This window comes from Candidatus Rokuibacteriota bacterium, from assembly GCA_030647435.1.
Lineage (GTDB): Bacteria > Methylomirabilota > Methylomirabilia > Rokubacteriales > CSP1-6 > AR37.
The window spans coordinates 27,373-52,549 of the sequence record JAUSJX010000134.1 but is presented as its reverse complement, the minus strand read 5'-3'; the positions used below and the strand labels follow the sequence as shown (position 1 = coordinate 52,549).

Here is a 25,177-nt window from a genome sequence, read left to right as displayed (position 1 = left end):
GCGGGGCCCCATTGGACCTTGGTCCAATGGGGCCCAAGGAGTCTGCGGCGTGCGGCAATCGTGCGACCGGCGCACATACCGCCCCAACCATGAGGGCCCTCGTCTATCACGGCCCCAGCAAGCGCGCCTGGGAGGAGAAGCCGCGACCGACCATCCAAAGGAACTGCGTCTCGACTCGCACACCGTGAATGCCGCGTAAGTAACATAAAGCCTATTCTCGGACCCGGCGGCCTTGGGGGGCCTTGTCACAGACTGCCCGCTTTACCGGGACGAAGGCGGGGGTCGGCACCGGTTTACGTGTGACGACATACCCTCGACAGAGGTCATAACCAACCTCCGCCAAAACCCGCCCGACGCAAGCCGCTGGCGATGTATGGGCAGTTTCGCATCAATTGCCACAACAATCCGGTCCGATAATTCTCGATCATCAGAATGATCGGCCCTTGATTAAGCCCGTAATGCCACGGTGAGACCCACCAACCATAAGGATTGCCGGAGTTTCCCGGGTGGGAGGGATTGAAAGATGCTTTGAAGCCGTAGGAGTTGAACTCGGTCATCTTGGCCTGATGAATGCAATGGTGGAGCGCGGGCAGCACGATTTCGGGTGCGAACGGCAGCGACGCCACCAACGCCCACGGTGCAAGGGTGCCGTCGTCGGGTCCGTACGGCACGCCGCGCCCCACGTAATCGAAAAACTGCCGAACGATGCCGTTTATTTTGATGGTGTCGGGGCCGGGGCCCTCGCTTGCGGTAATTCCAAAGCAATGGGGCCCATAGTCCTTGAACCTGAGTGGGTTGTTGATCGCGTACTGTTGTTGCACATAAGTTGCGCGGCGGCTGTTCTCGAAATAGTCAATGCCTTTATCACGCATGAAAGCGTCCAGAATACCGCGAAAGTCGATCCAGACATGCGAGAGCTGGTGCGTGAACAATGGGCCGGCGTAAAGATACTCTTGTCCGTAACAGTGCTCCCACCGGTAAGTGGAAGCCCACGCGGCGTAGCTCTCCTCGGGCAGCGGATGCGTCGGCGAGCCCAGCCCCAGGATATACAACAGCATCGCCTCGTCGTAGCCTTCCCACCGGTACTTGAGAAATCCGCTTTCGGACTTCCAGCCGTGCGTGACCGTTGCGGCGCCGTCTTGCGCCCACTGCCAATCTGCACGCCGGTAGAGCGCGTCGGCAAGCATGCGGATTTCCTGCTCGTCCGCCGTACCCGCGTCAAAATAGATTCCCGCCGTCAACGCGCCCGCCAGCAGAAACGCGCTGTCTACTGTTGACAGTTCGCATTGCCAGGCGCGCCGTCCGGTCTGCATGTCAAGAAAATGATAATAAAAGCCCTGGAAGCCGGTCGCGTCGGGTTCGGGGCCTTGCGGGCTGTTCCAGAAAAACCGCAGCGTCGCAAGCGTTCGTTCCACTGCCGCGGCCCGCGACATGAATCCGCGTTCGACACTTACCGGGTAGCAGGCTAACCCTAGGCCGGTAGCGGCAATGCTGGACGGCCAATCCGGCGCTGTCTTGTCGATCACCAGCCCGTTGGCGGGATTCGTCTCGTGCAAGAAATAACCGAATGTTTCGCGCTGCAGCTTTTCCAGCTCGGCATCGACGGTTAGCTTCCTGCTGCTCATGGTTTCACCCGGCTTTGCCGGCTCCAAGGTAAACTCGGTCGTAACGGCGGCGGCGGCGTGCGGCGGCAGCGCGACGTCAAGTGCGTTTTTCCGTTCGCTCATGCTCTTTCCTCAAGCCGTTGCCCGGCGGCTTTACCTTCGCAAGTGCGTCGTTGACGATTGTCTGCGCCCCATCAAGGATGCGGCGCAGATGATCCTGCCCGCGAAAGCTCTCCGCATAGATCTTGTAAATGTTCTCAGTGCCTGAGGGACGCGCAGCGAACCAGCCGCTCTCGGCAATCACCTTCAACCCGCCGATGGGAGCGCCGTTGCCCGGCGCGTGGCTGAGGATGGTCTGGATTTGTTCGCCAGCCAGGTCTGTGACCCGGACCTGCTGCGGCGAGAGTCTCTCCAGCATTTCCTTTTGTTCCGGGGTGGCCGGCGCCTCGACGCGGTCGTAGGCAGGCTCGCCGAACTCACTCGTAAGCTCCCGGTAGATCTCCCCAGGATCGCGACCCATCCGCGCAGTGATCTCTGCTGCGAGCAAAGCCGAGGCGATGCCATCCTTGTCCGTCGTCCAGACGGTGCCATCCAGACGTGAGAACGAGGCACCCGCGCTCTCCTCGCCGCCGAAGCCGAGCGAGCCGTCGAGCAGACCATCTACGAACCACTTGAAGCCAACAGGCACCTCGTAGAGCTTGCGGCCGAGCTTCGCGGTGACGCGATCAATCATCTCGCTGCTTACCACCGTCTTGCCGACCGCCGCCGCCTTGCGCCACTTCGGTCGGTGTTGGAAGAGGTAGTAGACGGCGACCGATAAGTAGTGATTGGGCGGAAGCAAACCCGCGCCGCGGGTGACAATCCCGTGCCGGTCATGGTCGGTGTCACAGGCGAAGGCGATGTCGAACCGATCCTTCAGCCCGATTAACTTCCTCATGGTGTAGGACGAGGATGGGTCCATGCGGATCTGGCCGTCCCAATCAACCGTCATGAACCGGAAAGTCGGATCGACGGCCTCGTTGACGACGGTGAGGTTCAACCCGTAGCGCTCGGCAATCCGGCCCCAATAATGGACCCCCGCCCCGCCGAGCGGATCCACTCCCAGGCTGATCTCCGCGCCGCGAATGGCCTCCATGTCGACCACGTTGCCGAGATCGCTGGTGTAGGTGCCGACGTAGTCGTGCCGGTGCGTCGTGGAGGCGCGAAGAGCTTTCTCGAAGGGAATCCTTTTCACACCCGTCACGCCACTCTCGAGACACTCGTTTGCCTTCGCCTCGATCCAATTGGTGACGACGCGTTCCGCCGGTCCGCCGTTTGGCGGGTTGTACTTGAGTCCGCCGTTATGGGGCGGATTATGCGAGGGCGTGATGACGATACCGTCAGCGAGTCCTGTCTTGCGCCCGCGGTTGTACGTAAGAATCGCGTGGGAAACGGCGGGCGTCGGAGTATATTCGTCATCCTTCGCGATCATGACTTCCACTCCGTTGGCCGCCAGCACCTCAAGCGCGCTGGCAAGAGCCGGTACGGAGAGCGCATGCGTGTCCATCCCGAGAAACAGCGGGCCATCGATCCTCTGTCCCTTTCGGTACAAGTAAATGGCCTGACTGATGGCGAGGATATGCCATTCGTTGAAAGCCTTTTCGAATGCGGAACCGCGATGCCCTGAGGTCCCGAACACTACCCGTTGCTCAGGCATGGCGGGATCGGGAACTTCAGTGTAGTAGGCTGTGACGAGTTTGGGCACGTTGACCAGCATCGCTGGTTCGGCCGGCTTTCCCGCAAACGGGCTCACTTTCATTGCCCTCTCCTAACATGCCGTGGCGACGTTTTCGCCAAGGTCTTCATCGGTTTATCGAATGGCTTGCCCAATTTTTCGCCGCTGCCTTTCCATCGCCTTCCACCCGATAACCAAAGCGACCGCGACCAACAATGCCCCGGTCAGCAAGTACGGCGCGTTCATCTGCCAAATGAACACGCGCCCCCCAACAGTGGTCCGCTCGCCTGACCGAGACTGTTGGCTGCATTTCGGACGCCGAGCGCCAGACCAAGGAGCGGGCCGAGACTTCGCGCTAGCCTTCGCCAATCCGACTCCGCCTCTTCGCCCGCGGCGCGCGGCGCCTGTGCGGGCAGCGACTCCGGCAGCCACCGCATCGCCCCGAAAAGCGTGAGCAGACCCAAGAAGGCTGCCGCGAAGAACGGGACCGAGACACTATCAATCAGGAAGTGCCCATAGCGCGCGGTGACATGCAGGTCTCTGCGGGACAATGTTCCGCCGAGCGCCGGACCGACGACGAAGCCGAGACTCACCGCCTTGCCCAACCACGCCATCCCTCGACCGCGCTCCTCATCAGTCGTCATGTCGGCAACGTAAGCTGCCGAGACCGGCAGTGTTGCCGAGGACAACATGCCTCCGAGAATGCGCGCCGCGTAGAGCAGCCACAGCGATGTGGCCAGACCGAAAAGAACCTGCGCGATCACGTAGCCCGCAATGCCGACCAAGATGAGCGGTCTTCTTCCCGTTCGATCCGACAAGCGCCCCCACACGGGCGCGAAGATGAGCTGCCCCAGCGCGTACACGCCGGTCAACAAGCCGACGTGTCTCACCACCGACTGGCGCGATACGCCCTCTGCCAGCGCGAGCCGCTCGACGTAGAACGGAAGCACCGGCATCGTAATGCCCAGGCCGATCATGACGACGAACACACAGGCGAGCAGCACAAACAGGTGTTTACTGATCACGCTAGAACCCTTCCGTTTGCCCTAATAGAGTCCCCTACCACGCACGAGCCAACTCACATCATGGGCGGCCCGATGTGTAACTACTGCTTTGCCGGCACACCCCACCGGCGGGTGAGAAAGTTGTAGATGGGGACGAACACGAGTCCGGCGTATACGCCGTAGAGGAAGCTCTCAATCAACCCCAGGCAGAAGCCCCCAAAGGTCAGCCACTTGAAAGCCGGTAAAGCCATCTCCAAGAATGGAGCCATGTGTAAGCTCGTCGGCACGATCAATCCGTAGATGACGCACAGGACGAAGCTGATGGCGGTAAAGATTCCCAGCGACCAGCTCACGATTTTGATATTCAGCATTGCTCTTCCTCCTTTACGCTTCGCGGTTGTTCAGTGCTATGTCACGGGTGACAGTTCTTTCCTTCAACTCCCGAATGCGACTGAGCTCAGCCTTTCAGTGCTGATGCCCGCCTGTACTCGTCTTCACGACGCTACCTTGCGCTTCGTCTTGTTCTCTTTCATCCCTGCTTCGTTGACGATCACCTTTACCATGACCGCCATGACCACCGTGGCCGCCGTGACCGAACATGTGCATCGCGATAAAGGCAATGAAGATCAACACCCAGAACCAGTTTTCCGTAATCCATGCCATGACTGTTGTCCTTCCGGTTTGTCGTCGCGCCTCCATTAGGCGCATCCGCGCTGTCGTACAAAGCCTCAGTCATCTTGCGTACTTCCCGTTGGCAGTGATGGCTTGGAGGCGCAAGGCATCGCGTTGCCGCCATGTGACGTGCTCGTAAACGCTGCTCCAATACATGCCGAAGCCAAAGCCGAAAAGCAGTTCCTCCAGCGGCAGCCCTGCAGGCCGCCAGGCGATCAGATCGCGGAGGTTCCACACCGCCTCGATGTAGCCAGGCCACAGCGATTTCAAGCCGAGCAGGAAGACCGCGTACAGCGCAAGAAACACCAGCCCACCGGCGAGCGTGTTGCGCCACAGATCGGGTCTGCACAGGCCGCTTGCCAATGCGGCTACGAACAGCGCCGCAATACCCGGATAGATCGGGTTCCATGGCAGCATCAGCAACACAGCAAATACGAAGAACGGACTCGCAAGCGCGGCGCGGTGCCAGCGATGTAGGTGAGAGTTGCGAGCTTGAGGCGCGAGAGCATGTTCCGAGTCCGGCGCCAGTACCCGGTAGCCCGCCGCAGCCAACCCGCCAATGGCAAAGCAGAAAATGAGGCTTTCGATGTCGAAGCCGGTGCGATGCGCGAGATCGAACAAGCTCGGCGGGTTCCAGTACGCGGGCACGAACAAAGGCTCGGTCAAACCAAGCGGTGCCGTCAGCGCACTGGCCCAGAGCATGGGCCGGCGTAACGCCGGCCACGCGACAAACAGCGCAGTCCAAGGCAGCAGAAAGAGACTAGCCCATATGAGCCACACGTAGCGGAAGCTAGGGTCAACGGTGGGCATGGCTTTCACCCTCCGGCGTTGTTCAACGATGTCATCCCTGGACTCCGGGCGCCTCAGCAGGCACTGCCGACCACGTCCTGCGACGTGCCGCGCTGGAGCGGGGTCACCGGATGAAGCGCTCCCACGTGCCGTAGCGCTCGCCCACGGGGCCCGCGGCAGGCTCAGCAGGATCACCAGCGCCGCGGCGGTCGCGTCGCTCCACCTCGAGGCGGGCGTGGCGCCGCCGAGAAGCCACGGGGCGGCGATCACCCAGGCACCGAAGACAATGTTGATGAAGCGCATCGCGCGGCCCACGTCGGCCAGCGCGATCACGGCAGTGGTCACGATCAGGGCCCCGACGAGATGGTCGCTGTGGGCGGCCCCGCCGGCGCTTCCAAGCACCGAAGGCGCGAGCATCAGCCAAACGCCGAGGCCCACGCTCAGGAGCAGGTTCCACGGCATCGCCACGCCCCAGACCATTGCCTTGGCACTCACCACGTCGGGGCGAACGGGACCGGTAACCGGCAGGTCCCGCAGGGTGCCCCCCAGCCAGAACGTGCGCCACAGCGGCTGCCCCTCCCGGCGGGCCTGGACCAGGAACTGGCCCATGGCCACGACCTCGTCGAGCGTGAAGGCGATCATGACAAGCATCGCGGCGGCGGCGATGAGGCACGGCGTGCACCAGGCCCCGACCGCGAGCGGCTGCAGGATGATCAGCGTGATGCTGACGATGCCGAGCGGAACGACGAGGATGCCGAAGAAGGTGACCATCCACGGCATCGTCCGCCACCGGCGCTTGTCACCCATGAAGCCCATCAGGAACTCGACCATGTACGCGACGGCGCCGAGTCCCGCATCGGGGATGGGGAAGGCGCGCGACACGTCGGAGGTCAGCACGCGCTCCGTGCCGATCCCGAAGAACGGGTCGGTGAGCGTGGCGACGTGGCCGAGCTGGAACGCGGTCATCTGCCGCGAGAGGAAAAAGCCGACGAGCGCGAGCGCGATGATCGGTGCCCGCTGCGGCCAGCTGGAAGGGTTGTAGGACCAGCCCGGCGGCACGTCCGGGCCGGGCTCCATGCTCATCCCCGGTGCCATCGGCATCCCCGGCGCCAGGATGGCGAACACGACGACCAACGCGCCGACGAGCGTGTCGTTGGCGTAGGCGGCGGCCGTGGGCGCCCAGAAGACGAGGGGGGCGAAGAGCAACCACAGGCCGACCAGCGAGTTTGCCCACGGCGCCCACAGCTTCCAGAACGGTCCGCGCGACAGCGAGAGCGCGGCGAGCAGGATGACGAGCGCGCCGCTCGCGACGTCGCTCACTTGGAGCGCCGCGCTGCGGTACCCGAGCGCGAATGCGCTGGTGATGAGCCACAGGCCCAACGTCATGTTGGCAAAGTGCGCCCAGGGCGCACCCTGGCCGTGCGCCATCGCCATTGTCGCATCGCCGGGAGCCGCCGCCGTGGCCTTGTGCGGCTGCATCCCAACGCCAGGCGGCATCGGGGCCGGATAGTGCGGGTGCGACGGCGCGTGGCCGGCGTGGTGCGTGGGCTCGGGGCTCACGAGGCTTGGCGCCCCGGGCGACTCGTGGACGTGCTCCGTCCGCGACCCGGGGGGCCGCTCCTGCGGCGACGCCGCGACCGGCGCCTCGGACTCCCCGAGAGTCTTCTCGATCTCGGACGGAGGCTCCAGCTCGTTCTCGCGGTACCAGCCGAGCGGATCGGCCTTCAGCGCCGCCACCATTTGCGGCAGCGTCTCGCGCAGCGAGCGCTTCGGCTCCCATCCGAGCAGGGTGCGGGCGCGCGTAATGTCGAGCGCATAGTGGTCGTTCGCGCGGTCGATCATCCACGGCTTGACGAACCCCTCCTGTCTGGGGACGTCGTCCAGCACCCAGGCGCCCGCTTTCGCGAGGGGCGCCAGCGCGGAGGGGATCGCGATGGTCTCCTTGCCGGCGCCGCGGATCAGGCGCGCGATGCTGTGCTGCAGCTCGTCGTAGCTGAGCGCCTCCGACTCGCCGAGGAGGAGCGCGAGCTCCGGCGGAAGTGTGGCGCGGCGCTCGACGACGCGCTCGATGGCGTCCACCAGGTCATCCATGTGCATGAAGGCCTGGCCGTGCGCAGTCGAGCCGGAGTAGAACCGGCTGGTGAGGTCACGCTCGTTGATGCGCTGGATCTGGTGCGCCAGCGGGATCGAGTGGCACCGGTCGTCGTAGACGCCGGAGATGCGCAACAGCACGGCCGGGATGTCGCCTCGTTCGTCGCGGATGAGCTGCTCGGTCCGGATCTTCGACGCCGGGTACGCCCAGGTCGGCTCGAGCGGCCAGTCTTCCGTGAGGAACTCGCCCGGCTCCCCCGGCCGGTGCACGAGCATCGTGCTCGAGAACACGAACTGCTCCACCCGGAAGCCGAGCTCCCGCAGCCCGCGCAGGAGTCGACCCGTGCCGTGGACGGTGATCTCCTCGTACTTTAGGCTCGGCCTGCCGAAGAAATCATAGTAGGCGGCGAGATGGATCACCGAGGCGACGTGCGCCCCGTGATGGTCACGGATGGTGCGGAGCCCGTCCCGCACGCTCTCGTCGGACGTGATGTCGACGGAGGCATACACGCAGCCCGGCGGCGCCGGTTGGGGCGCCTTGCGGTCGAACCCGACGACGTCCTCGAAGCGCCCGGCGAACCGTCGCATCACGGCATCGCCGATCCGTCCGTTGGAGCCGCTGACGATGATGATCCCGCGGTCCGGTTTCATGGCCTTCTCTCCCCTCCTCGTGGTCGTGTACGTCGACGGAGTGCGGGAGAAGCGGGGCAACGCGAAGGCCGCCGCCTGATCTCGTTTACACACTTCTTGACGAGACCTCTTCGGAATCAGCCGCTGACGCAGCACGTCAGCCTCTCACACTCGCTCCTAACCGTCGAAAGCATGTTCACACCGAGCGGCCCCCCAAAAGACGAAGTGCCATCGCCCATCGAGGGGCCGCCCGAATGTGTGTCTCAGCGAACAACTACATCTTGCCCTTCATCTTGCCTTTCATATGCTCGTCCATCGTCTTCATGTGCTCGTTCATCATCTTCATCTGGTCAGGGGTCATCTGGCCATCCTTCATCCGATCGGCCATCATTTGCATATGCTCGGCCATCATCTTCATCTGATCGGCAGTCATCTTTCCGCCCTTCATCTGGTCGCCCATCATCTTCATCTGACCGCTCATCATCTTCATTTGCTCAGGAGTCATCGCTCCGGTCTGAGCGTAGCCCATCGTCGCCACGGCGACCACGAGCATCACCATCACTATGATTCTCATTACCTGTCTCATTCCGCGACTCCAATTGTGAACATGGGTTATGCGAGGGCATCCGTCACATCGCGTAGATCGTCAATCCACCTCCTTTCGGTATTCCTCCCCGCGGTCGCATCACCTTCCCCGGGATCGCGTGAGACTCACAAGGAACATCCCATACGCTAGCGGGCCGCCTCGGCCATGATGGCCTCGAGCGTCGCCTCCACCTCCTCGGCCACGGCCTTGAGACCGGGCGTGGAGTACAGGTCGATCAGCGTCGTGGGCTTGATCGTCGCCAACTTGCAGACCCCGCCCTCTTCGTAGAGCGAGATCCGGCAGGGCAGGGCCGTGGAGATCTCCAGGTTCGCCTCCAGGACTTTCTTCGCCTGATGTGGATTGCACACCTCGAAGATCCGGCATTCCGGGCCGAAGTCCACGCCCTTCTTGGCCATGGTGGCCTTGAGGTCGTGTACGCCCAGCACCCCGAACTGGTGCCGTGCCACCGCGTCTTCCAGGTCCTTGGCAACGCGGTCCAGCGGCTTTCGCGACTCAACGATGTGGAGCATAGGTGACCTCCTTCTGACGAGTTCCTGCCAGCTGACGCTTGACGAACCACACAACGAGCGGCGGGACGATGACCCACTGGAGGACCGGGGCCAGACCCACCCGCAGAACCGGGACCATTGGCATTGATGTCCCGTAGACCCACCGCGCCTGGACGTGTATCGCCATCCATTCCAGCGCCGTGGAGATGGCCAAGCCGACGCCGACGAAGCAGGCGACGTGCACAGCTGATGGAGCCGTGATCCACCGCCTCGACGCCACCACGGCAGCGACAACCCAGAAGGCCACGACAGCGATAACGGCGTCCCCCAGCGTCGCACGGGCGCAGAGCTTGATCGATGCCCAGTGCCCCTGCGAAGGCAGGTCCCTGTAGAGCGGGACCTGCCCGAACTCCCAGACGAGGTTCAGCAAGAACGCAAAGAGCGCCACGTTGATCTCGGGCAGATCAACCAGCCGCTTCACTGGGCTGCCATCCAGCGGTGAGTCCACACCCTCAGACGATCACCCGACATACTCCGTCGGCTTCTTCTCGAACCTGACCTTGCAGCTCTCCGAGCAAAAGTAGTACGTCTTGCCGTCGTACTTGGCTGTCGCCGCGGCCTTGCTCTCCTCCACGTTCATTTTGCACACGGGATCCTTTGCCATGGTCCTCCTCCTTGCTCATTCGACAATGACCTTCCCGCGGAACATGCCCATCTGGCAGGCGAACTCGAACTCCCCTCTCTCCTTGGGCAGAAACTCGACGGGCACTGTCGCGCCCTCTGGGAGCTTCGCGGACTTCCCGAACGCCGGCAGCAGCACCATCTCGGAGCACGAGGCGGACTCCTGGCGGACGAAGTTGAGGCGCACCGGCTTGCCGGCCTCGACCACGATCACGTCCGGCGTGTAGCCCCCCTTCACGAGCACCATCTGCTCCTGGTAGCCGCCGACCGTGGCGGCGGCGTGTACGCCCTTGGCCTTGACGAGCCAGAAGAACCACACGATGAAGGCGATCAGCGCGAGGCCGACCCCATTCACGAGCACCCGGTCCCAGCTCATCATGGCCTCCAGCGCTTGAGCCGGTTGGCGTTGCCGATGACGGTCACCGAGCTGAAGGACATGGCCAGGGCCGCCAGGAGAGGCGAGAGCAGGATGCCGAAGAACGGGTAGAGGACGCCAAGGGCCACGGGGAGGCCGAGCATGTTGTAGATGAAAGCTCCGGTGAGGTTCTGGTAGACGTTGCGCATGGTGGCGCGACTGATCCGGATGGCCGTCACGACCCCGCCCAGACTGCCCTTGATCAGCGTGATGTCAGAGGCGGCGATGGCGACGTCGGTGCCGGTGCCGATGGCGAACCCGACATCGGCCTGGGCCAGGGCCGGCGCGTCGTTGATCCCGTCGCCCACCATCGCCACGCGCTTGCCCTCGAGCTGGAGCTTCTGGACATTGAAGGCCTTGTCCTGAGGCAGGACCTCGGCGAGGACCCGCTCGATGCCTACCTGGCGCGCGATGGCTTTCCCTGTGCGCTCGTTGTCGCCGGTCATCATCACGACCTCGAGCCCCATGTCCTTGAGCGATTGAATCGCTGCCAGGGAGTCTGCCTTCAGGGTGTCGGCAACGGCCACGATGCCGGCCGGCTTGCCGTCGATGGCGACGAACATCGGTGTCTTGCCGTCGTCGGCGAGCTGCTGAGCCCGGGCTTCAAGGTCGCCCAGCGCGACTTTGCGATCCCGCATGAGCTTGGCATTGCCGAGGAGAAGCACCCGGCCCTCCACGGTCGCCTCGATCCCGTGCCCCGGGAAGGCGGCGAAGCTCGACGGGTCCGGCAGCGCCAGCCCCTTGGCTTTGGCCCCCTCCACGATGGCGGCCGCCAAAGGGTGCTCGGAGGACTTCTCGACACCTCCGGCCAGTCGCAGCAGGGTGGCTTCGTCGAAGCCGGGCCCCAGCACGACATCGGTCAGGACGGGCTTCCCGTGCGTGATCGTGCCCGTCTTGTCGAGGATCACCGTCTGGAGCTTCTCCGCCGACTGCAGCGCGTCGCCCCCCCGAATCAGGATGCCGTTGAGCGCCCCGAGGCCCACGCCGGTCGTCAGCGACATGGGCGTGGCCATGCCCAGGGCGCAAGGGCAGGCAATGATGAGCGTCGTGACAGCGACGATGAGCCCATAGACCACTCGAGGCTCGGGCCCGAACGTGTACCAGATCATGAAGCCGAGGATCGCCAGGATCGCCACGCTCGGGGTGAAATACCCGGAGACCACGTCCACGATGCGCTGGATGGGGACCTTGGAGCCCTGCGCGTCCTGCACCATCCGGACGATATTGGCCAGTGCCGTGTCCTTGCCCACCTTGGTAGCGACGAAGCGGAATGCCCCCGTTGTGTTCATCGTGGCGCCGATCACCTCGTCGCCTACCAGCTTCTCCACGGGAAGCGACTCGCCCGTCACCATGGACTCGTCCAGGGCGGAGGACCCTTCGACCACCTTGCCGTCTACCGGGATCTTCTCGCCCGGCCGGACGACCACAGTATCGCCGACAAGAACTTCCTCCACGGGGATGTCCAGCTCTCGGCCGTCACGCAGGACGCGCGCCGTCTTGGCCTGGAGACCGATCAGCTTCTTGATCGCGTCCGAGGTCCGCCCTTTCGCTTTGAGCTCCATGGCGAGCCCCAGGTCCACCAGCGCGATCACCACCACCGTCACGTCGTAGTAGACGTCGGCAGACTCGCGCGACGGGAACATGCCGGGGAACAGCAAAGCGATGGTCGAGTAGATCCAGGCCACCCCGGTCCCCAGCGCGATCAGGGTGTGCATGTTCGCCGACCGGTGCTTGAGGGCCTGCCACGCGCCCGTGAAGAAGTGGCGCCCGCTGTAGAGGATCACCGCGAGCGAGGCGACGCCCATGCCGGCCCACATGTACCAGAGCCGGTGACTGTCCCGGGGGAACAGCCTGCCCAGGCCCGGGAAGAGCCACGGATAGCTCATGATCATGGTGAATGTGCCTACCGCCGCGCCGAACCACCACTGGCGCATGAGCGTGCGGTACTCGTGCTCTCGGGCGCTGGCCTCCTGGTCGACGGCGGACGGGCTGCTCGGCGGGGGCCCCTCGGTCACGTCGTAGCCGGTGGAGGCGACGGCCGCCTTCACGGTCTTGAGGTCGGTGGCACCCAGGGCGTACTCGACCTCCGCCTCCTCTGCGCCAAGATTCACGGTGCCGCGAGTCACCCCCGGCGTAGCCTTCAGCGCCCCCTCGATACGAGTCACGCACGAGGCGCAGGTCATCCCTTTGATATGAAAGCGAGCGCGCCCGAGCCCGACGCGATAGCCGGCCTTCTTGATCGCATCGTGGATGGCCGCAAGGCTGGTCCGGCTGCTGTCGTAGCTCACAAACGCGCACGCGGTCGCAAGATTGACCGACGCGGACTCGACGCCAGGCACCCCCCGAATCGCCTCCTCCACCCTCCGGACGCAGGCAGAACAGGTGAGGCCGGAGAGAAGCAGATCCGCTCTCTGCAAGCTGGATGCCGCGCTACCCACCGCCGTTGCGCCGGATTGCACGTCCTCAGCTGTCATCGTTGCGCCCTCTTGCTTGGTGATCCCACCTGCCGTGAGCCCAGTTTCGGGATCCAGGCAGGGATGACCGCCGCGTACTGTCTGTAAAGATCGCCAAAGGTCTCGGCCGCATCGCGCTCCTCCGCCCGCGCAAGCCTCACGTACATCAGCACCAGAAACGGGAACATAGCCAGGGTCAGGATGGTCGGCCATTGGACGAGAAATCCCACCATGACGGCGATGAACCCCAGATACTGCGGGTGGCGCACGTAGGAGTACGGTCCAGTGGTCGCGAGGCCGTGTCGTCGCTGTGCGTCGTACAGGACCTGCCAAGCCGCCGAGAGAAGAACGAAGCCCGCGACAACTAGTAGGTTGCTTACGATATGTAGGACGCCGAAGTGAGGGTTGCCGCGAAAACCCAGCACGGTGGGCCACAGATGCCCCGCGTCGTGCGACAGGATGTCGAGGCCAGGGTACCGTCTCTGCAGCCAGCCCGACAGAAAGAAGATCGTCAGGGGAAACCCGTACATCTCCGCGAACAGCGCCACGATGAAGCCGCTGAACGCCCCAAAGGACCGCCAGTCTCTCGAGGATTGCGGCTTGGCGAAGCTGAACGCGAAGATGATGAACACCGCGGCGTTCACGACAGCCAACCCCCACAGGCCGTACGCTGGGATCTGCGCGCTCATGGCTCGCCTCTATCCGTGGAATCGGGCTTCGGATCCGGGTGCTGGTGGTGATCCGCGCCCGCCGACGCGTCTCCTTTGTGGTGATCGGGATGCATGAAGAAGTGAAGCAGCGGGCACGCCAGGAGCAGCAAGTACGGCAGCACACCGAAGACGTGCGCGGTGTGTTCCGTCAGCAGGAAGAAGCCCGCAATCGCCACAAACCCAACAAGCGCGACACCGCCGCGTGTCTGCCACCAAGGCTTCCGATCTGGCTCCGTCCCCATGTCCATCCTCCCGCGGTGACGCCCCGATTCACCCTTCCGTCCGGCTGTCGCAGAAACAGGAGGGCTTTCGGAAGTGCTCCGTCTTGTAGACAATGAGCAGCCGCTCGATCAGTCGAACCGGATCGTCCTCGTACACCACCCGCGCCCCGGTGTCTTTTCCGCTCACGCGAATGATCTCCTCTACCAGCGCCGTGATGCCATCCGTTCCGGTAAGCACTCCAATCAGCCGGCCTTCGTCGTAGGCGATTGCCAACTCCCCAAGGGTTCCAGTCCGGCCGCCGGCGATGACGACCATGTCGCTAGACCGGATGTTCGTGATCTCGCGACCCATGAGGCCGCTGCCCGTGTAGATGAGGACATCGAAGCCCTCCACCGGTGATCGGTACTTTCCGCGATGCTCGTCGATTGACAGGCCGGGCGAGATTCCGACGACGAGCCCGCCCTTGGCCTTGGCACCGCGGACCGCCTCGTACGGCAGACCGGGGCAACCTCCAGTGATCAGCACGGCTCCCTGCTCAGCAATGGCTTCCCCAAGCCGGAACGCGCGCAGCTTGACCTCGTCGGCGAGATCCCCGCCGCTCGACCCCATCACGCCGATCGTCAACTTCACTGTCAATCACCCGAACCGACGCTGGACGGTGTTGTAAATGGGCGTGAACACAAGCCCAACGTAGGCCCCGTAGAGAAAAGCTTCGACCAAGCCCAAGAAGAAGCTGCCAAGGGTGAGCCACTTGAACCCAGGGAGCATCCACTCGAGCAGCTGTGTCGCATGCAGCGCTTTCGGAGCGATCAACCCGTACAAGACACACAAAACGTACGTCACCACGCCGAACAGCACCAATGACCATGTCATGACCTTCAGGTGGAGCGGGTGCATTGTCATTCCCTCCACTTCTCGGCCCGATCAGTGCCGATGGCCGCCGCCCGGCCCCTTGCCGTCCTCATCCAGTCCTCTCCCACCGTGACTCCCGTGCCCCAGGTGGCAGAAGAGCATGGGGCGGGCTACACGATCAGCTCAGATCTCGCTTCCTCGCCTCGAACTCTTCCTTGTTGATTTCACCGCGCGCGTAGCGCTGGCGGAGGATCTCGAGCGCCGGGTCCGACTTCGACTCCCGGCCCTGGCGAGCCAGCCACCGGATGCTAAGCACGATGCCGGCGATCACCACGCCCCAGAACACGAGCATCATGAGCATCATGACCATCCCCCAGATGCCCCAGAGGCCCGACATCGGATGCATTCCCCACCCCCACTCGTACACCCGCTCCTGCGCCCATCCGGGATGCGGGACGAGCATCGTGAGCGCCACGACCGCCATCAGCATGCGAATGAGCCCGACTCTCCTCATATCTCGCCCTCCAGGACTGATTCAGTCCGCGCTACTCCCCAACCACCGTGCCCGTGTGAACGTGAGTTTTCACTGTCGGCAGAATGACATCGATCACCGCACCCGTCCCGTCGCCTTGAGCCACATGGCCAGCGCGCTGTTGTAGTCCGCGAGCGCGGCGACCGCGTTGAAACCCGCCCGGGTCAGGCTTACCTGTGCGTCCAGGATCTCGAGCTGGATTCCCCGGCCGGCCCAGAACCGCTCCTTGACGATCCGGAACTCCTCTTCCGACTGCTCCAGGCCCTTGCGGCTCGCTTCGACGCTCTTCTCGGCCGCGGTGAGCAGGAGCACAGCCTGGTTGACCTCCTTCGCAATCTGCTGGCGCACGAGGCCCTCCGACTGGACGGCCTTGTCGAGCTTGGCCTTGGCCGTCTTGAGCGCGTTCTCCCTGGCGAATCCGTCGAAGATCGGCAGCGTGACGACGACGCCGACCGAGTAGCCCTCGGAGTTGTTGCCGGTCGATCTGAGCCCCTCGGCCTGGGACTCCCAGGACCGGTTCTTCATCCAGGCCCAGTCGTACATATAGCCCACGGATACCTGCGGGAAATAGTTGCCGTAGGCGGCCCGCACCTCGGCGGCGCCGGCTTCGCGCTGCTTGACTGCCGCCTTGAGATCCGGGTGCGTGTCGCTCGCCTGGCGGATGCCTTCGTCGATCGAGAGCGCAACGGGGGTGAACTCGAGCTTGTCTGCCGGCGTGATCGGGGATGAGAGATCAACGCCCATGGTGGTCTTGAGCGCCACCAGCGCTATCTCAACCCGGCTGTGGGCCGTCGCATCCATCTGGACCGCGTTGGCGAGCTCCGCCTCGTCCCGGAGCAGGTAGTAGCGTGGCGTGCGCCCGGCCTCGAACATCTCCCGGCCCAGGCGGAGCCGCTCCTCCACGTCTCGCCGAAGCTCGCCCGTCACCCGCTCATTCTCGCTCTCGCGAAGCACGGCGATGTAGTCCAGGCGCGCCTGCATGGCGACGTCCAGCTCGGTGCCCTTCAGCATGTGCCGCGCGGCATCAGCCCTCGCCGCCGCCGCCTTGTAGCCGTAGTAGTCACGGCCGCCGGAGAAAACCGAATACATCAGCGTCATGTTCCCATCACGGGTCTGGTCGGCGTTGAAGACCTGGTAGTTGCGAGCCATGGTATTGCCTGCAGAGGTGTATACGTTCGGGGCCATCCGCTGGTTGTTGAAGTACCCGTTGGCCGATGCCTGGGGCCAGAAGGGCGCCAGCGCCTCACGCCGCATCGAGTCCATGGTGCGCGAATCGGCGTCGCTGGCCTTGACGCGGAGGCTCTTTCCCCGCGCCAGCTCGACGGCTTGCTCCATGGTGAGCGGTCCTTCGACCCGGGGGAGCGGCTGCGCTCCCGTGGATGCCGCACAGGTCAGCACGAGGCAGCTTGCGAAGGCCGCGAAGCGCGTCACTTGGCGGACGCAGCGGAGCTCAGTGACCGGCATGGGTTCCCTCCTTGGGCTTGGTAGGTGCGTCAGTCGACCCCTTCATTCCGGGCATGTCCTTCATCTCGGGCGTCGCGGGGCTTTCCTGTTTCGGCGTCGCCGTCGGAACGGCCGGCGGAGCCGACGCCGGAACTTCGCTGACCTTCGCGCCCGCGTAGAGACCGTCCTGGCCGCGAGCGACGAGACGCTCGGCCCCCGTGAGGCCTTCAGTGATCTCCACGCGCTCGGCGTTCCTAAGCCCGGTCACGACCTCGCGAGGCTCCGCCCGTCCATCCTTGACGACCCAGAGGGTCGCCTTGCCACCCATCCGGACAATGGCTGAGGCCGGGACGATGAACGCCTGTTCCCGTTGACCGGTTGCGAACTGCATCGTGACGTACTGCCCTGGGAGGAGCCGGCGCCCCGCGTTGTCCACGAGAGCCTCGATGACGGCAGTCCGCGGGCCCTGCTCGACGAACGGGAAGACGGCCGTCACGGTCGCGGTGAGTGGTGGCTGACCGGCCGCCGCGGTCGTCACCTGCACCGGCGAGCCAACCCGAATCGATCCGAGGTCCTTCTCGCCAACATTGGCCTGCAGGCGGACCTTGTCGATCTGCGCCACCTTGAGGATGACCGTACCCGGCTGTACGAGGACGCCGGGCGCGACGAGGCGCTTGACCACGTAGCCCGAGGTGGAGGACACGATGTCAGAGTAGTTGCGGACGATGGTTGCGGTGCGGGACGCGGCCTCGCCCTGCGCCAGCATGGCCTCCGCGGCGTGGAGCTTGGCGCGAGCGGCCTCCAGCTTCGCCTCGGCGGTCGCGGCCAGGGCGCGATCGCTCTCATCCTCCTGCTTCGACACAGCCCCCGTGTTGAAGAGGCGCTCGGTCCGTGCGGCCACCCCGCGCGCGTAGCCGGCCTCGGCCTCGGTCATTGCCAGCTCCTTCTCCATCTGGACCCGGGTCGACCGGGCCGCAGCCAGGGCGGCCTCGGCTTCCCGGACGCGCGAGGAAAGCTCGACGCTGTCGAGACGGGCCAGCACCTGGCCGGGCCGTACGGCATCGCCGGGGTACACGAGCATCTCCACGATCCGACCGGTGACGCGGGGGTAGATGTCTTCCTCGTTGAAGGGCGCCACACTGCCCGTGTACACCACCGTGCCAGCGATCGGCCCCCGCTCCACCGGCATGATCACGACAGGGAAGGGCGTGGCGCCGGATGTGATGCGCATGTTCATATCCATGGCGGGCCGATCCGGCCGGAGATTGGCGTACAAAGCCCAGGCGCCCGCGGCAATGAGGGTCAGGAGCATGACCAGCTTCAAGACCCTCGAGCCGCCGTCTCGGGTGGCGATTCGGCGGCGCCACCCGTCCCCGCCGGCGCGCTCCGGGCCGACTTCGAGCTCCTCGCCGTCCTCGGTTCTACCGAGCTTCATGGATCCCTCCTGGTATTGGTGCCGCCGTGCTCAATGCCCCGGCCGCGCAGCCGCCGGAGCCCTGCCATCGCCAGCTTCGTGAGGTCGTCCGTATACGTGTGCAGCACCGGCACCACGAAGAGCGCCAGCACCGTGCCCATGGTCAGCCCGCCGATCACCACGGTGGCCAAGGGCGCGTAGGCGTCGATGCCGGTCCTCGGGAAGAAGGCCACGGGAATCAGCACCACGATGCTGATCAACGACGTCATGAGAATCGGCCGGAGGCGGATCGGCCCGGCCGTGAGAATCGCCTCATCCCGCTCCATCCCCTCGGCCCGCAGACGCAGCACGAGATCGATCATGAGGACGGCGACGGTCATCATCATGCCGGTCAGGATGACGACGGCGAGGATCGACACTGTCGAGAAAGTCTGGTGGGCCAGCAGCAGCCCGCCGAGGATCCCTGTCAGGATCAGCGACAGGGAAAAGATCATGTTGAAGGGCTCGATGAGGCTTCTGAACTGGGCCACGAGGAGAAGGAACATGAAGATGAGAGCCAGGTAGAGCCCGCGCAGGAGGCGCTGGAACGACTCCTCCATCTGGGTCATGTCCCCGCGCAGCTCGACGCCGTAGCCTGGTGGGAAATTGATCTTCTCGTGGGCCGCCATGAGGAGATCCATGGACAGCTCCATGCTCGAGGGGCCGCCTTTGCGGTAGAAGCCGAGCACCGAGACGACCCGGCGGAAGTTGTCGTGCTCGATGAGCGTGGGGCCCCGACGCTCCTCGATCCGGGCCACAGAGCTCAGTGGGACGACCTCGCCCTTCTTGCCCACGATCTTGACCTGCTCGAGGTCCCCCTGGTCGCGGCGCTGGTCGCCCCGGTACCGGACCAGGATCGTGAACTGCCGCTTGTTATCGAGCCGGTAGAACTCATTCGTGAGGCCGCCCTTAAGGGCGTAGTAGGCCTGGTCGGCCACGTCCGCCACGCTGAGCCCGATCTCCTGCGCCCGGGCGCGGTCCACGACCACGTGCAGCTGAGGCAGCGTCTGCGCCCACGACGTGGTCACTTGATAAAAACCGGGGATCTCTTCGGCGAGCCGCCGCGCCTGCTCGCCGATCTCCGACAGCTTTTCCAGATCCGGGCCGAAGAAGATCACCTGGATCGGGGCGGCGCTCGAGGCCATCACGTCGGCACCCATCTCTTTGATGGCCAGGCGGCGGATGCCCGGAATACTGCCCATTGCCTGGTTGCGCACCTGATCGACGACCTGCCAGATGTTCCGATTCCGCTTCGACGAGTCCACCAAGGTCACCATCATGAAGGCCGAGTTCACCGAGCCCATGCTGTAGCCGGTGAAATACGTGCCGCCGGGCTCGAAGCCCACCTCGGAGGACACCTTGACAACCTCGGGCTGCTTGAGGAGGAGCCGCTCGACCTCGGCGGCGATCTCCGAGGTCCGCGCGAAGGAGGTCCCCGGCGCTGCCTCGAGCTGGACGAAGGCCTGCGACACGTCCGCCAGCGGCATCATCTCGCTGCCGATGCGCGGGTAGAGCGCCACGCCCGCCAGGATCAGCGCCGCCGCACCCATGAACACGGTGAATCGGTTCCGGATGGACCATGCCAGGCCACCGCGGTAGCGGGCCTCCAGCCGCTCGAGAAACCGCTGAAACGGGTCGATCAGCCCGCGCTCGAACCAGGTCCTCCGCCGCTCCGCCTCCTCGCTGTGCGGCGCGAAGAGATGTGCCGCGAGGAGCGCCGTGAGCGTGAAAGACACGAGGGCCGAGGACAGCAACGCCAGGATGATGGCCCAGACGATGCCCTCGAACATGTACTGGACGATCCCGCCGGAGAACGCCAGCGGCAGGAGGGCCACGCAGAGCATGAAGGTGATCGCCAGCACGGCCAGCCGGACCTCGCTGATGCCGTCGATCGCGGCCTCCTTGGGAGACTTGCCCATGCGCAGGTGCCGCTCGATCGAGTGAATGTCGATGATCGAATCGTCCACGAGACGGCCGATGGACAGCAGGAGGCCGATCAGCGTCGAGCTGTTGAGCGTCATCCCGAAGGGCACCATGGCGAGCAGCGCCATGCCGAGCGAGACCGGAATCGTGATGACCGAGATCAGCGTGCCCCGAATGTTCCCGAGGAAGAACAGGACAACAATTCCCGTGAGGAGAACAGCCACGACCAGCTCCTCCACCATGTTGTCCAGGAGAAAGCCGACGAACGTGCCGTTGTCGTACGCCGTCTCGAATCTGAGGCGCGGGAAGTCCTGCCGGATCTCCTCGAGCTTTGCCTTGACGTCCTTGATCACCTGCACCGAGCTGGCGTCCGGCTGCTGGATGACCGAGACCTCCACCGCCTCCTTCCCGTTGAGCCGGTAGAGGCTGCGCTGCTCGCGGGGCGCGTTCATGACCTCCGCCACGTCCCGGAGATACACGGTCCGCCCCTCCGTGCTGGCGATGGGGTAGCCCGCGACTTCTTCCGGCGCGCGGGCGCGGAAGTCGCTCCGCACCAGGAGCTCGCGGTCTTGGTAGGTCAGCGTTCCCGCCGGGCGCGACACGTTCTGCATGTCCAGCGCGCCCTTGAGGTCGAGGAGGGTCATCTTGTAGGCCGCGAGCCGCTCCCGGTCCACGATGACCTGCATCTGGAGCTTCTGGCCGCCGAACGGCACCACGGAGTAGACGTTCTTGACACCCTTGAGCCGGTTGACAACCTCGTTCTCGACGAGGGTGCGGAGCTGCACGCGGTCGTAGCCCTCTGCGGTCACGGCCAGGGACAGGACCGGGATGTTGAGCGGGTCGATGGGCAGCACCCAGGACGGCTTCAGGTTGGATCCTGTCATCGGAAGGTCCGCCTGGACGACGTTCATCAGCGACTGGATATCGAAGAGCGCCTTCTTCATGTCCGTGCCGTACCAGAATTCCACGGTGACGATCGAGAACGCCTCCTGGGATGTCGAGCGGACGAAGTGGACGTTCTTGAGGTCCACCATCCGCTCCTCGATGGGCTTGGAGAAGTAGATCTCCATCTCCTCGGCCGAGAGCCCCGGCATCATGGACACCACGGCCACCATCGGGCTCTCCACGTACGGCATCATCCGGCGCGGCATCTGGAAGAAGATGACGAGCGCGGAGAGCACCGCCACGCCCAGGTAGAAGGCGACGACGATATACGGGTGCTCGATGGACCAGCGGCTGATGTTGCCGCGGCCGCGTCCCGGCGCAGCTCGATCGGTCGTCGGGTCAGGGCTCAATGCAGTCCCCCATCACGACCGCACCGCACGTTCCCGGCGCCCACGGGCGCTGAGGATCCTCGACCACCTCCACGATCCCGTGCAGGGTCGTGGTCGTCTTCGTGGCGTAGATGTGCACGACGTAGGGGTGCGTCCCGGGGCGATGGAACACGGCCCATATGGGGCCGTTCCACGGGATCTGGACGACGTGGTGCTGCGTGGGGTCCAGGCCGAACTCCACGTGAACGGGCAAGTCGACGCGCTTGACGAAGTTGACGCGCTGGCCCATCGTCGCGCGGAATACGTGCGGCTCGATCGCGTTCGCCCGAATCACGATCTCCTCGTCCGCGGGCCACGCGGGCGACACTCGTGCAACCCCCGCGATCAGCACCACCGCGAGAGCGGCGCGAGCAACCAGCTTCATGAAGCTCATGACTCCTCCCTCAAGACCGGCTGGAGCGTCAGGGCCTGGCCCTCCCGCCACACCGAGATCTCGATGGCCTCGCCGACGCGACGTCGCGACAGCACCTCGTGAAGCTGATGCAGGTCCCGGACGGGCTTCCCGGAGATGGCGGTGATGACATCTCCGGCCTGAAGTCCCGCGGCCTCACCCCCTCCGCCCGGCTCGACGCGGACGACGAGCGCGCCCCGCTCCATCGGCAGCTCATTGGCGTAGGCTACCTGAGGCGTCACGCTGACGGCCACGACGCCGAGGGAGGCGCGCGCGACCCGGCCGTGGGCCAGTAGCGTCGCGACGATCGGCTTGATGGTGCTTGTCGACATGGCGAACCCGATGCCGTGGGCGGAGGCGATCACCGCCGTGTTGATCCCGACGACCTCACCCCTGAGATTCAAGAGGGGGCCGCCGGAGTTGCCGGGATTGATGGCGGCATCGGTCTGGATGAGGTTGTGGAGCATCGGCAGCCCGGGCTGCTCCATGCTTCGCCCAAGTGCGCTCACCACGCCGGCCGTCACGGTCGGCCCGCCCTCGATCCAGAGCGGGCTTCCGATCGCCACGACGGTCTCGCCCACGGCGAGCTTGGACGAGGCCCCGAGCCGCAGCGCGGGGAGGTCCCTGCCCTCGATCTTGAGGACCGCCAGATCGTTGAACCGATCGGCCCCGACCATGGCCGCCCGGAAGACCCGCCCGTCGGTCAACGCCACCTTGATCTCCTCGGCTCCTTCGACCACATGATTGTTCGTCAACACGTGCCCCGAACGGTCGAGGAGAAAGCCCGAGCCCAGCCCGCGAGTCGACGCCGGCTGGTTGAACTGGTCGTAGTCGATCCGGCGCGTCGTGATGCTCACGACGGCGGGCAACGCCCGCGCCACGATGCGCGGTACGAGCGAGCTGCCGGCGTCGTGCGAGCGGGACTCGGCACCCGTGACGCTCGCGAGCATGGCGGCACCTGCCAAAACGACCACTCCAATGGACGACCGATGCTGCATGACTCCTCCTCGGGACTGCAGGGTGCTCGGAGTGACCTCGTGCCACTGGCTCGGGACGACCCACCTCCGCGCTCGCAGGAGGAAACCCTGCGAGCCGGCAGAGCTCCCGCCACGGCTCAGCGAGACGAGATCAGACGATCAGGAACTACGCGAAGCGGCTTCGACGAGGAGGGGGCTTGGGGACAGAGAGCGCAACTACGGCGAACGCGGGCCGCCCGAGACTCGCGGCGAGCCCGTGAGGAAGGAGTCCGGCTAGCGGCAGGATAACCGCCGGAACCAGGAGAACAAGGGCGCAGAGATCCTGGGGCATCGCCTGATCGCCCATGCCGTCCTGGCCGACACAGCACAGACCTGCGCCGAGCATGAGCAGGACGAGGGCAACTATCGCTGCCCTGTTGCACGACGGCCCGAGAAGATCACGGTTCCACATGAAATCCCTTATCCGAAGTATAGAGCAAGGCGGGTGCCACGCTACTTCGAATCATGAGCGCGCCGTAAGCTACGGGAAATCAAAGAAAAGAGGGGAGACGGCCCAGGACTCGCCCAGCGTGCGGCCGGGGCGCATCGGCCCCACCATGGTGCCGTGCCGCCCCATGCGAGCGGCCACCAGGGTGTCAGTGACGGTCGCCCTCGCTCGGATTGGCGTGTCCTGGCCACCGGGATGCTCACAGCACAAAAGACTAGGCCACGCCCCCTGTGGACCCCGGTTGTTCAGGTGAGGTACCCGTCAGCCGTGAAGATCCGCCAGTGCACCGTGTAGAGGCCCGGCGCGAGCGGCGGGGGAGCCGCCGTGAGCTGCGCCAAGCCGGCCGACTTCGCCGGTCCTCCTAGGAGCGGCACGTCCTGTCCGGATGGTCCGGTGAGCCGCAGCTTCGACAGCCCCTGCTCGATCCGGACGTTGAAGCGCAGCTCGACCAGAGACACTCCGAGCGGGGTGGTTTCCCCGGCCTTCGGTTTCGAGTCGAGGAGAATCCCGTGCGCCACTGCCGGACCCGGCGCGCCGAGAAGCACGAGTAGCGCCAGGAGCCGCACGCCGCGCGAGGTGACCTTTACGTGGCACCGGCGCAAGGCGCGCGTGCTCATGGCAACTTCGGGTCGCACCCGCCTCGTGGCCCGTCAGCCCTGGTCACAGGCGCTCGAGCAGCCATTTCCGTCGCCCACCGTCTGCGCCGTCCCCGCGAGCGTCAGGACGGACCCGAGGACCCCCGCGGGCTTGCTCGAGAGCGGAAGCTGGAGCCGGCGCATGAGGAAGGGGATGCGCAGGACTCCGATAAGGTGCAAACCGAAGAGGATGATCAAGATCCCACCGATCTTCTGCACGAGACCCCGGTAAGCGATCAGCCACCCCCCGGCAAGACTCACGGCCGAACCCATGGCGACGAATATCAAAGAGAACCCCACGATGAAGCCCAGAGCGTCAGCACAACCACACCCCGCCGCGCCCCGCTTGGCCGGCGCCGAGGGTCGCCGAGGGATGCCCCTGCGACAAAGGCTAAATACGACGACACGAGCGGCAGGACGCACGGAGAGAGGAAGGACAGCAGCCCCGCACCCGCAGCCACGATCAGCGAGATGTTCATGGCCTGAGGAGCGCAGCGATCAGCCGGCGACCCGGCTCCCCGGCCCAGTCTCGGCGGCCGACCGCCCGCCCGACGATCTGAAGGCGCCGGTCCAGGATGTACACCGTCGGGGTCGCGGTAACGACGTAGGCGTCCGATACCTCCCGGTCCGAGTCAAGCACGACGGGCGCGCTGTAGCCCCGTGCCTTCACCGCGCGGCGAACGATCTCGGGATCCTCTCCCATGTTCACGAGCAGGAGGACGAAGCCACGTCCCTTGAACTCCTCGTACAGCGCGTTCATCGAGGGCAACTCCCTCGTGCAGTGGGGTCAGTAGGTGGTCCAGAAATAGATCATTACCGCCCGGCCCTTGTAATCGGCAAGCCGGACTGACGCCCCCTTCACATCAGGGAGCACAAACGGAGGCGCACCGACCTCGCGTGACGGCACCTGGATGAACAGTTCCCGCAATAGGCTGCGGACTTCCTCACTGACCGCCAGCGACGTCGCCGGCGCGACGAGAGCGGCGGCGAGCCCAAGACAGCCGATCACCCTCACGAACCGCGAGATCACCGACCGCTCAGGTCTCATCACAATGACCTCCCGCGGCGAC

25 protein-coding genes are annotated in these 25,177 nt (G+C 64.9%); all 25 read right to left on the bottom strand.

All coding sequences use genetic code 11. From position 1 onward, the window contains the following. Window positions 1-323: 323 nt before the first annotated feature. Window positions 324-1,625, bottom strand: coding sequence for a glucoamylase family protein (locus Q7W02_23485; GenBank protein MDO8479100.1), 1,302 nt, complete (start codon window positions 1,623-1,625; stop codon window positions 324-326). 76 nt (window positions 1,626-1,701) lie between these two features. Beyond that, window positions 1,702-3,402 carry a phosphoglucomutase (alpha-D-glucose-1,6-bisphosphate-dependent) gene (pgm, locus tag Q7W02_23480; GenBank protein MDO8479099.1) on the bottom strand — a complete coding sequence of 567 codons (1,701 nt, stop codon included), beginning with the start codon at window positions 3,400-3,402 and terminating at the stop codon, window positions 1,702-1,704. Between the two features lie 158 nt (window positions 3,403-3,560). Next, entirely contained in the window at window positions 3,561-4,343 is a 783-nt protein-coding gene (locus tag Q7W02_23475; protein MDO8479098.1) for an MFS transporter, read from the bottom strand. Window positions 4,344-4,423: 80 nt separating this feature from the next. After that, entirely contained in the window at window positions 4,424-4,693 is a 270-nt protein-coding gene (locus Q7W02_23470) for a DUF5676 family membrane protein (GenBank protein ID MDO8479097.1), read from the bottom strand. Between the two features lie 94 nt (window positions 4,694-4,787). Further along, a complete protein-coding gene (locus tag Q7W02_23465) occupies window positions 4,788-4,985 on the bottom strand; it encodes a DUF2933 domain-containing protein (protein MDO8479096.1) in 198 nt (65 codons plus the stop codon). A 69-nt stretch (window positions 4,986-5,054) separates the two neighbouring features. Then, window positions 5,055-8,462, bottom strand: coding sequence for a vitamin K epoxide reductase family protein (locus Q7W02_23460; GenBank protein ID MDO8479095.1), 3,408 nt, complete (start codon window positions 8,460-8,462; stop codon window positions 5,055-5,057). A 316-nt stretch (window positions 8,463-8,778) separates the two neighbouring features. Beyond that, window positions 8,779-9,078: a hypothetical protein gene (locus Q7W02_23455; protein MDO8479094.1), complete on the bottom strand. Its 300-nt coding sequence runs from the start codon at window positions 9,076-9,078 to the stop codon at window positions 8,779-8,781. A 158-nt stretch (window positions 9,079-9,236) separates the two neighbouring features. Continuing rightward, on the bottom strand, window positions 9,237-9,620 hold the full coding sequence (locus Q7W02_23450; protein ID MDO8479093.1) for a DUF302 domain-containing protein: 384 nt from the start codon (window positions 9,618-9,620) through the stop codon (window positions 9,237-9,239). Further along, the gene (locus Q7W02_23445) at window positions 9,604-10,080 is read right to left on the bottom strand and encodes a hypothetical protein (protein MDO8479092.1); all 477 of its coding nucleotides are present in this window, start codon (window positions 10,078-10,080) and stop codon (window positions 9,604-9,606) included. The genes Q7W02_23450 and Q7W02_23445 overlap by 17 nt, the downstream gene beginning before the upstream one ends. A gap of 39 nt (window positions 10,081-10,119) precedes the next feature. Further along, window positions 10,120-10,263 carry a YHS domain-containing protein gene (locus tag Q7W02_23440; protein ID MDO8479091.1) on the bottom strand — a complete coding sequence of 48 codons (144 nt, stop codon included), beginning with the start codon at window positions 10,261-10,263 and terminating at the stop codon, window positions 10,120-10,122. A 15-nt stretch (window positions 10,264-10,278) separates the two neighbouring features. Beyond that, a complete protein-coding gene (locus tag Q7W02_23435; GenBank protein MDO8479090.1) occupies window positions 10,279-10,656 on the bottom strand; it encodes a cupredoxin domain-containing protein in 378 nt (125 codons plus the stop codon). Then, window positions 10,656-13,169 carry a heavy metal translocating P-type ATPase gene (locus Q7W02_23430; protein ID MDO8479089.1) on the bottom strand — a complete coding sequence of 838 codons (2,514 nt, stop codon included), beginning with the start codon at window positions 13,167-13,169 and terminating at the stop codon, window positions 10,656-10,658. Before Q7W02_23430 ends, Q7W02_23435 begins: the two co-directional genes overlap by 1 nt. Continuing rightward, window positions 13,166-13,837: an isoprenylcysteine carboxylmethyltransferase family protein gene (locus tag Q7W02_23425; protein ID MDO8479088.1), complete on the bottom strand. Its 672-nt coding sequence runs from the start codon at window positions 13,835-13,837 to the stop codon at window positions 13,166-13,168. The genes Q7W02_23430 and Q7W02_23425 overlap by 4 nt, the downstream gene beginning before the upstream one ends. Continuing rightward, window positions 13,834-14,100, bottom strand: coding sequence for a DUF2933 domain-containing protein (locus Q7W02_23420; GenBank protein ID MDO8479087.1), 267 nt, complete (start codon window positions 14,098-14,100; stop codon window positions 13,834-13,836). Before Q7W02_23420 ends, Q7W02_23425 begins: the two co-directional genes overlap by 4 nt. A 28-nt stretch (window positions 14,101-14,128) precedes the next feature. After that, entirely contained in the window at window positions 14,129-14,710 is a 582-nt protein-coding gene (locus Q7W02_23415) for a hypothetical protein (protein MDO8479086.1), read from the bottom strand. A 6-nt stretch (window positions 14,711-14,716) separates the two neighbouring features. Beyond that, a complete protein-coding gene (locus Q7W02_23410) occupies window positions 14,717-14,977 on the bottom strand; it encodes a DUF5676 family membrane protein (GenBank protein MDO8479085.1) in 261 nt (86 codons plus the stop codon). Between the two features lie 133 nt (window positions 14,978-15,110). After that, on the bottom strand, window positions 15,111-15,446 hold the full coding sequence (locus Q7W02_23405; protein ID MDO8479084.1) for an SHOCT domain-containing protein: 336 nt from the start codon (window positions 15,444-15,446) through the stop codon (window positions 15,111-15,113). Window positions 15,447-15,539: 93 nt separating this feature from the next. Next, on the bottom strand, window positions 15,540-16,928 hold the full coding sequence (locus tag Q7W02_23400) for a TolC family protein (protein ID MDO8479083.1): 1,389 nt from the start codon (window positions 16,926-16,928) through the stop codon (window positions 15,540-15,542). Continuing rightward, entirely contained in the window at window positions 16,915-18,342 is a 1,428-nt protein-coding gene (locus Q7W02_23395; protein MDO8479082.1) for an efflux RND transporter periplasmic adaptor subunit, read from the bottom strand. The genes Q7W02_23400 and Q7W02_23395 overlap by 14 nt, the downstream gene beginning before the upstream one ends. Further along, window positions 18,339-21,578: an efflux RND transporter permease subunit gene (locus tag Q7W02_23390; GenBank protein ID MDO8479081.1), complete on the bottom strand. Its 3,240-nt coding sequence runs from the start codon at window positions 21,576-21,578 to the stop codon at window positions 18,339-18,341. Before Q7W02_23390 ends, Q7W02_23395 begins: the two co-directional genes overlap by 4 nt. Continuing rightward, the gene (locus Q7W02_23385; protein ID MDO8479080.1) at window positions 21,568-21,990 is read right to left on the bottom strand and encodes a hypothetical protein; all 423 of its coding nucleotides are present in this window, start codon (window positions 21,988-21,990) and stop codon (window positions 21,568-21,570) included. The genes Q7W02_23390 and Q7W02_23385 overlap by 11 nt, the downstream gene beginning before the upstream one ends. Then, the gene (locus Q7W02_23380; protein ID MDO8479079.1) at window positions 21,987-23,006 is read right to left on the bottom strand and encodes a trypsin-like peptidase domain-containing protein; all 1,020 of its coding nucleotides are present in this window, start codon (window positions 23,004-23,006) and stop codon (window positions 21,987-21,989) included. Before Q7W02_23380 ends, Q7W02_23385 begins: the two co-directional genes overlap by 4 nt. A gap of 711 nt (window positions 23,007-23,717) precedes the next feature. Beyond that, on the bottom strand, window positions 23,718-24,089 hold the full coding sequence (locus tag Q7W02_23375; GenBank protein ID MDO8479078.1) for a copper resistance protein CopC: 372 nt from the start codon (window positions 24,087-24,089) through the stop codon (window positions 23,718-23,720). A gap of 33 nt (window positions 24,090-24,122) precedes the next feature. Continuing rightward, window positions 24,123-24,530, bottom strand: coding sequence for a cytochrome c biogenesis protein CcdA (locus tag Q7W02_23370; GenBank protein ID MDO8479077.1), 408 nt, complete (start codon window positions 24,528-24,530; stop codon window positions 24,123-24,125). A 52-nt stretch (window positions 24,531-24,582) separates the two neighbouring features. Continuing rightward, window positions 24,583-25,155, bottom strand: coding sequence for a TlpA disulfide reductase family protein (locus Q7W02_23365; GenBank protein ID MDO8479076.1), 573 nt, complete (start codon window positions 25,153-25,155; stop codon window positions 24,583-24,585). Window positions 25,156-25,177: the final 22 nt, after the last annotated feature.

What these genes read in the sequence shown, in the direction of transcription:
- Q7W02_23430 (MDO8479089.1), bottom strand. Translation starts at nt 13,169, where the DNA reads ATGACAGCTGAGGACGTGCAATCCGGCGCAACGGCGGTGGGTAGCGCG.
- Q7W02_23440 (MDO8479091.1), bottom strand. Translation starts at nt 10,263, where the DNA reads ATGGCAAAGGATCCCGTGTGCAAAATGAACGTGGAGGAGAGCAAGGCC.
- Q7W02_23385 (MDO8479080.1), bottom strand. Translation starts at nt 21,990, where the DNA reads ATGAGCTTCATGAAGCTGGTTGCTCGCGCCGCTCTCGCGGTGGTGCTG.
- Q7W02_23400 (MDO8479083.1), bottom strand. Translation starts at nt 16,928, where the DNA reads ATGCCGGTCACTGAGCTCCGCTGCGTCCGCCAAGTGACGCGCTTCGCG.
- Q7W02_23405 (MDO8479084.1), bottom strand. Translation starts at nt 15,446, where the DNA reads ATGAGGAGAGTCGGGCTCATTCGCATGCTGATGGCGGTCGTGGCGCTC.
- Q7W02_23455 (MDO8479094.1), bottom strand. Translation starts at nt 9,078, where the DNA reads ATGAGAATCATAGTGATGGTGATGCTCGTGGTCGCCGTGGCGACGATG.
- Q7W02_23470 (MDO8479097.1), bottom strand. Translation starts at nt 4,693, where the DNA reads ATGCTGAATATCAAAATCGTGAGCTGGTCGCTGGGAATCTTTACCGCC.
- Q7W02_23395 (MDO8479082.1), bottom strand. Translation starts at nt 18,342, where the DNA reads ATGAAGCTCGGTAGAACCGAGGACGGCGAGGAGCTCGAAGTCGGCCCG.
- Q7W02_23485 (MDO8479100.1), bottom strand. Translation starts at nt 1,625, where the DNA reads ATGAGCAGCAGGAAGCTAACCGTCGATGCCGAGCTGGAAAAGCTGCAG.
- Q7W02_23380 (MDO8479079.1), bottom strand. Translation starts at nt 23,006, where the DNA reads ATGCAGCATCGGTCGTCCATTGGAGTGGTCGTTTTGGCAGGTGCCGCC.
- Q7W02_23450 (MDO8479093.1), bottom strand. Translation starts at nt 9,620, where the DNA reads ATGCTCCACATCGTTGAGTCGCGAAAGCCGCTGGACCGCGTTGCCAAG.
- Q7W02_23425 (MDO8479088.1), bottom strand. Translation starts at nt 13,837, where the DNA reads ATGAGCGCGCAGATCCCAGCGTACGGCCTGTGGGGGTTGGCTGTCGTG.
- pgm (MDO8479099.1), bottom strand. Translation starts at nt 3,402, where the DNA reads ATGAAAGTGAGCCCGTTTGCGGGAAAGCCGGCCGAACCAGCGATGCTG.
- Q7W02_23410 (MDO8479085.1), bottom strand. Translation starts at nt 14,977, where the DNA reads ATGCACCCGCTCCACCTGAAGGTCATGACATGGTCATTGGTGCTGTTC.
- Q7W02_23460 (MDO8479095.1), bottom strand. Translation starts at nt 8,462, where the DNA reads ATGCGACGGTTCGCCGGGCGCTTCGAGGACGTCGTCGGGTTCGACCGC.
- Q7W02_23435 (MDO8479090.1), bottom strand. Translation starts at nt 10,656, where the DNA reads ATGAGCTGGGACCGGGTGCTCGTGAATGGGGTCGGCCTCGCGCTGATC.
- Q7W02_23465 (MDO8479096.1), bottom strand. Translation starts at nt 4,985, where the DNA reads ATGGCATGGATTACGGAAAACTGGTTCTGGGTGTTGATCTTCATTGCC.
- Q7W02_23375 (MDO8479078.1), bottom strand. Translation starts at nt 24,089, where the DNA reads ATGAGCACGCGCGCCTTGCGCCGGTGCCACGTAAAGGTCACCTCGCGC.
- Q7W02_23420 (MDO8479087.1), bottom strand. Translation starts at nt 14,100, where the DNA reads ATGGGGACGGAGCCAGATCGGAAGCCTTGGTGGCAGACACGCGGCGGT.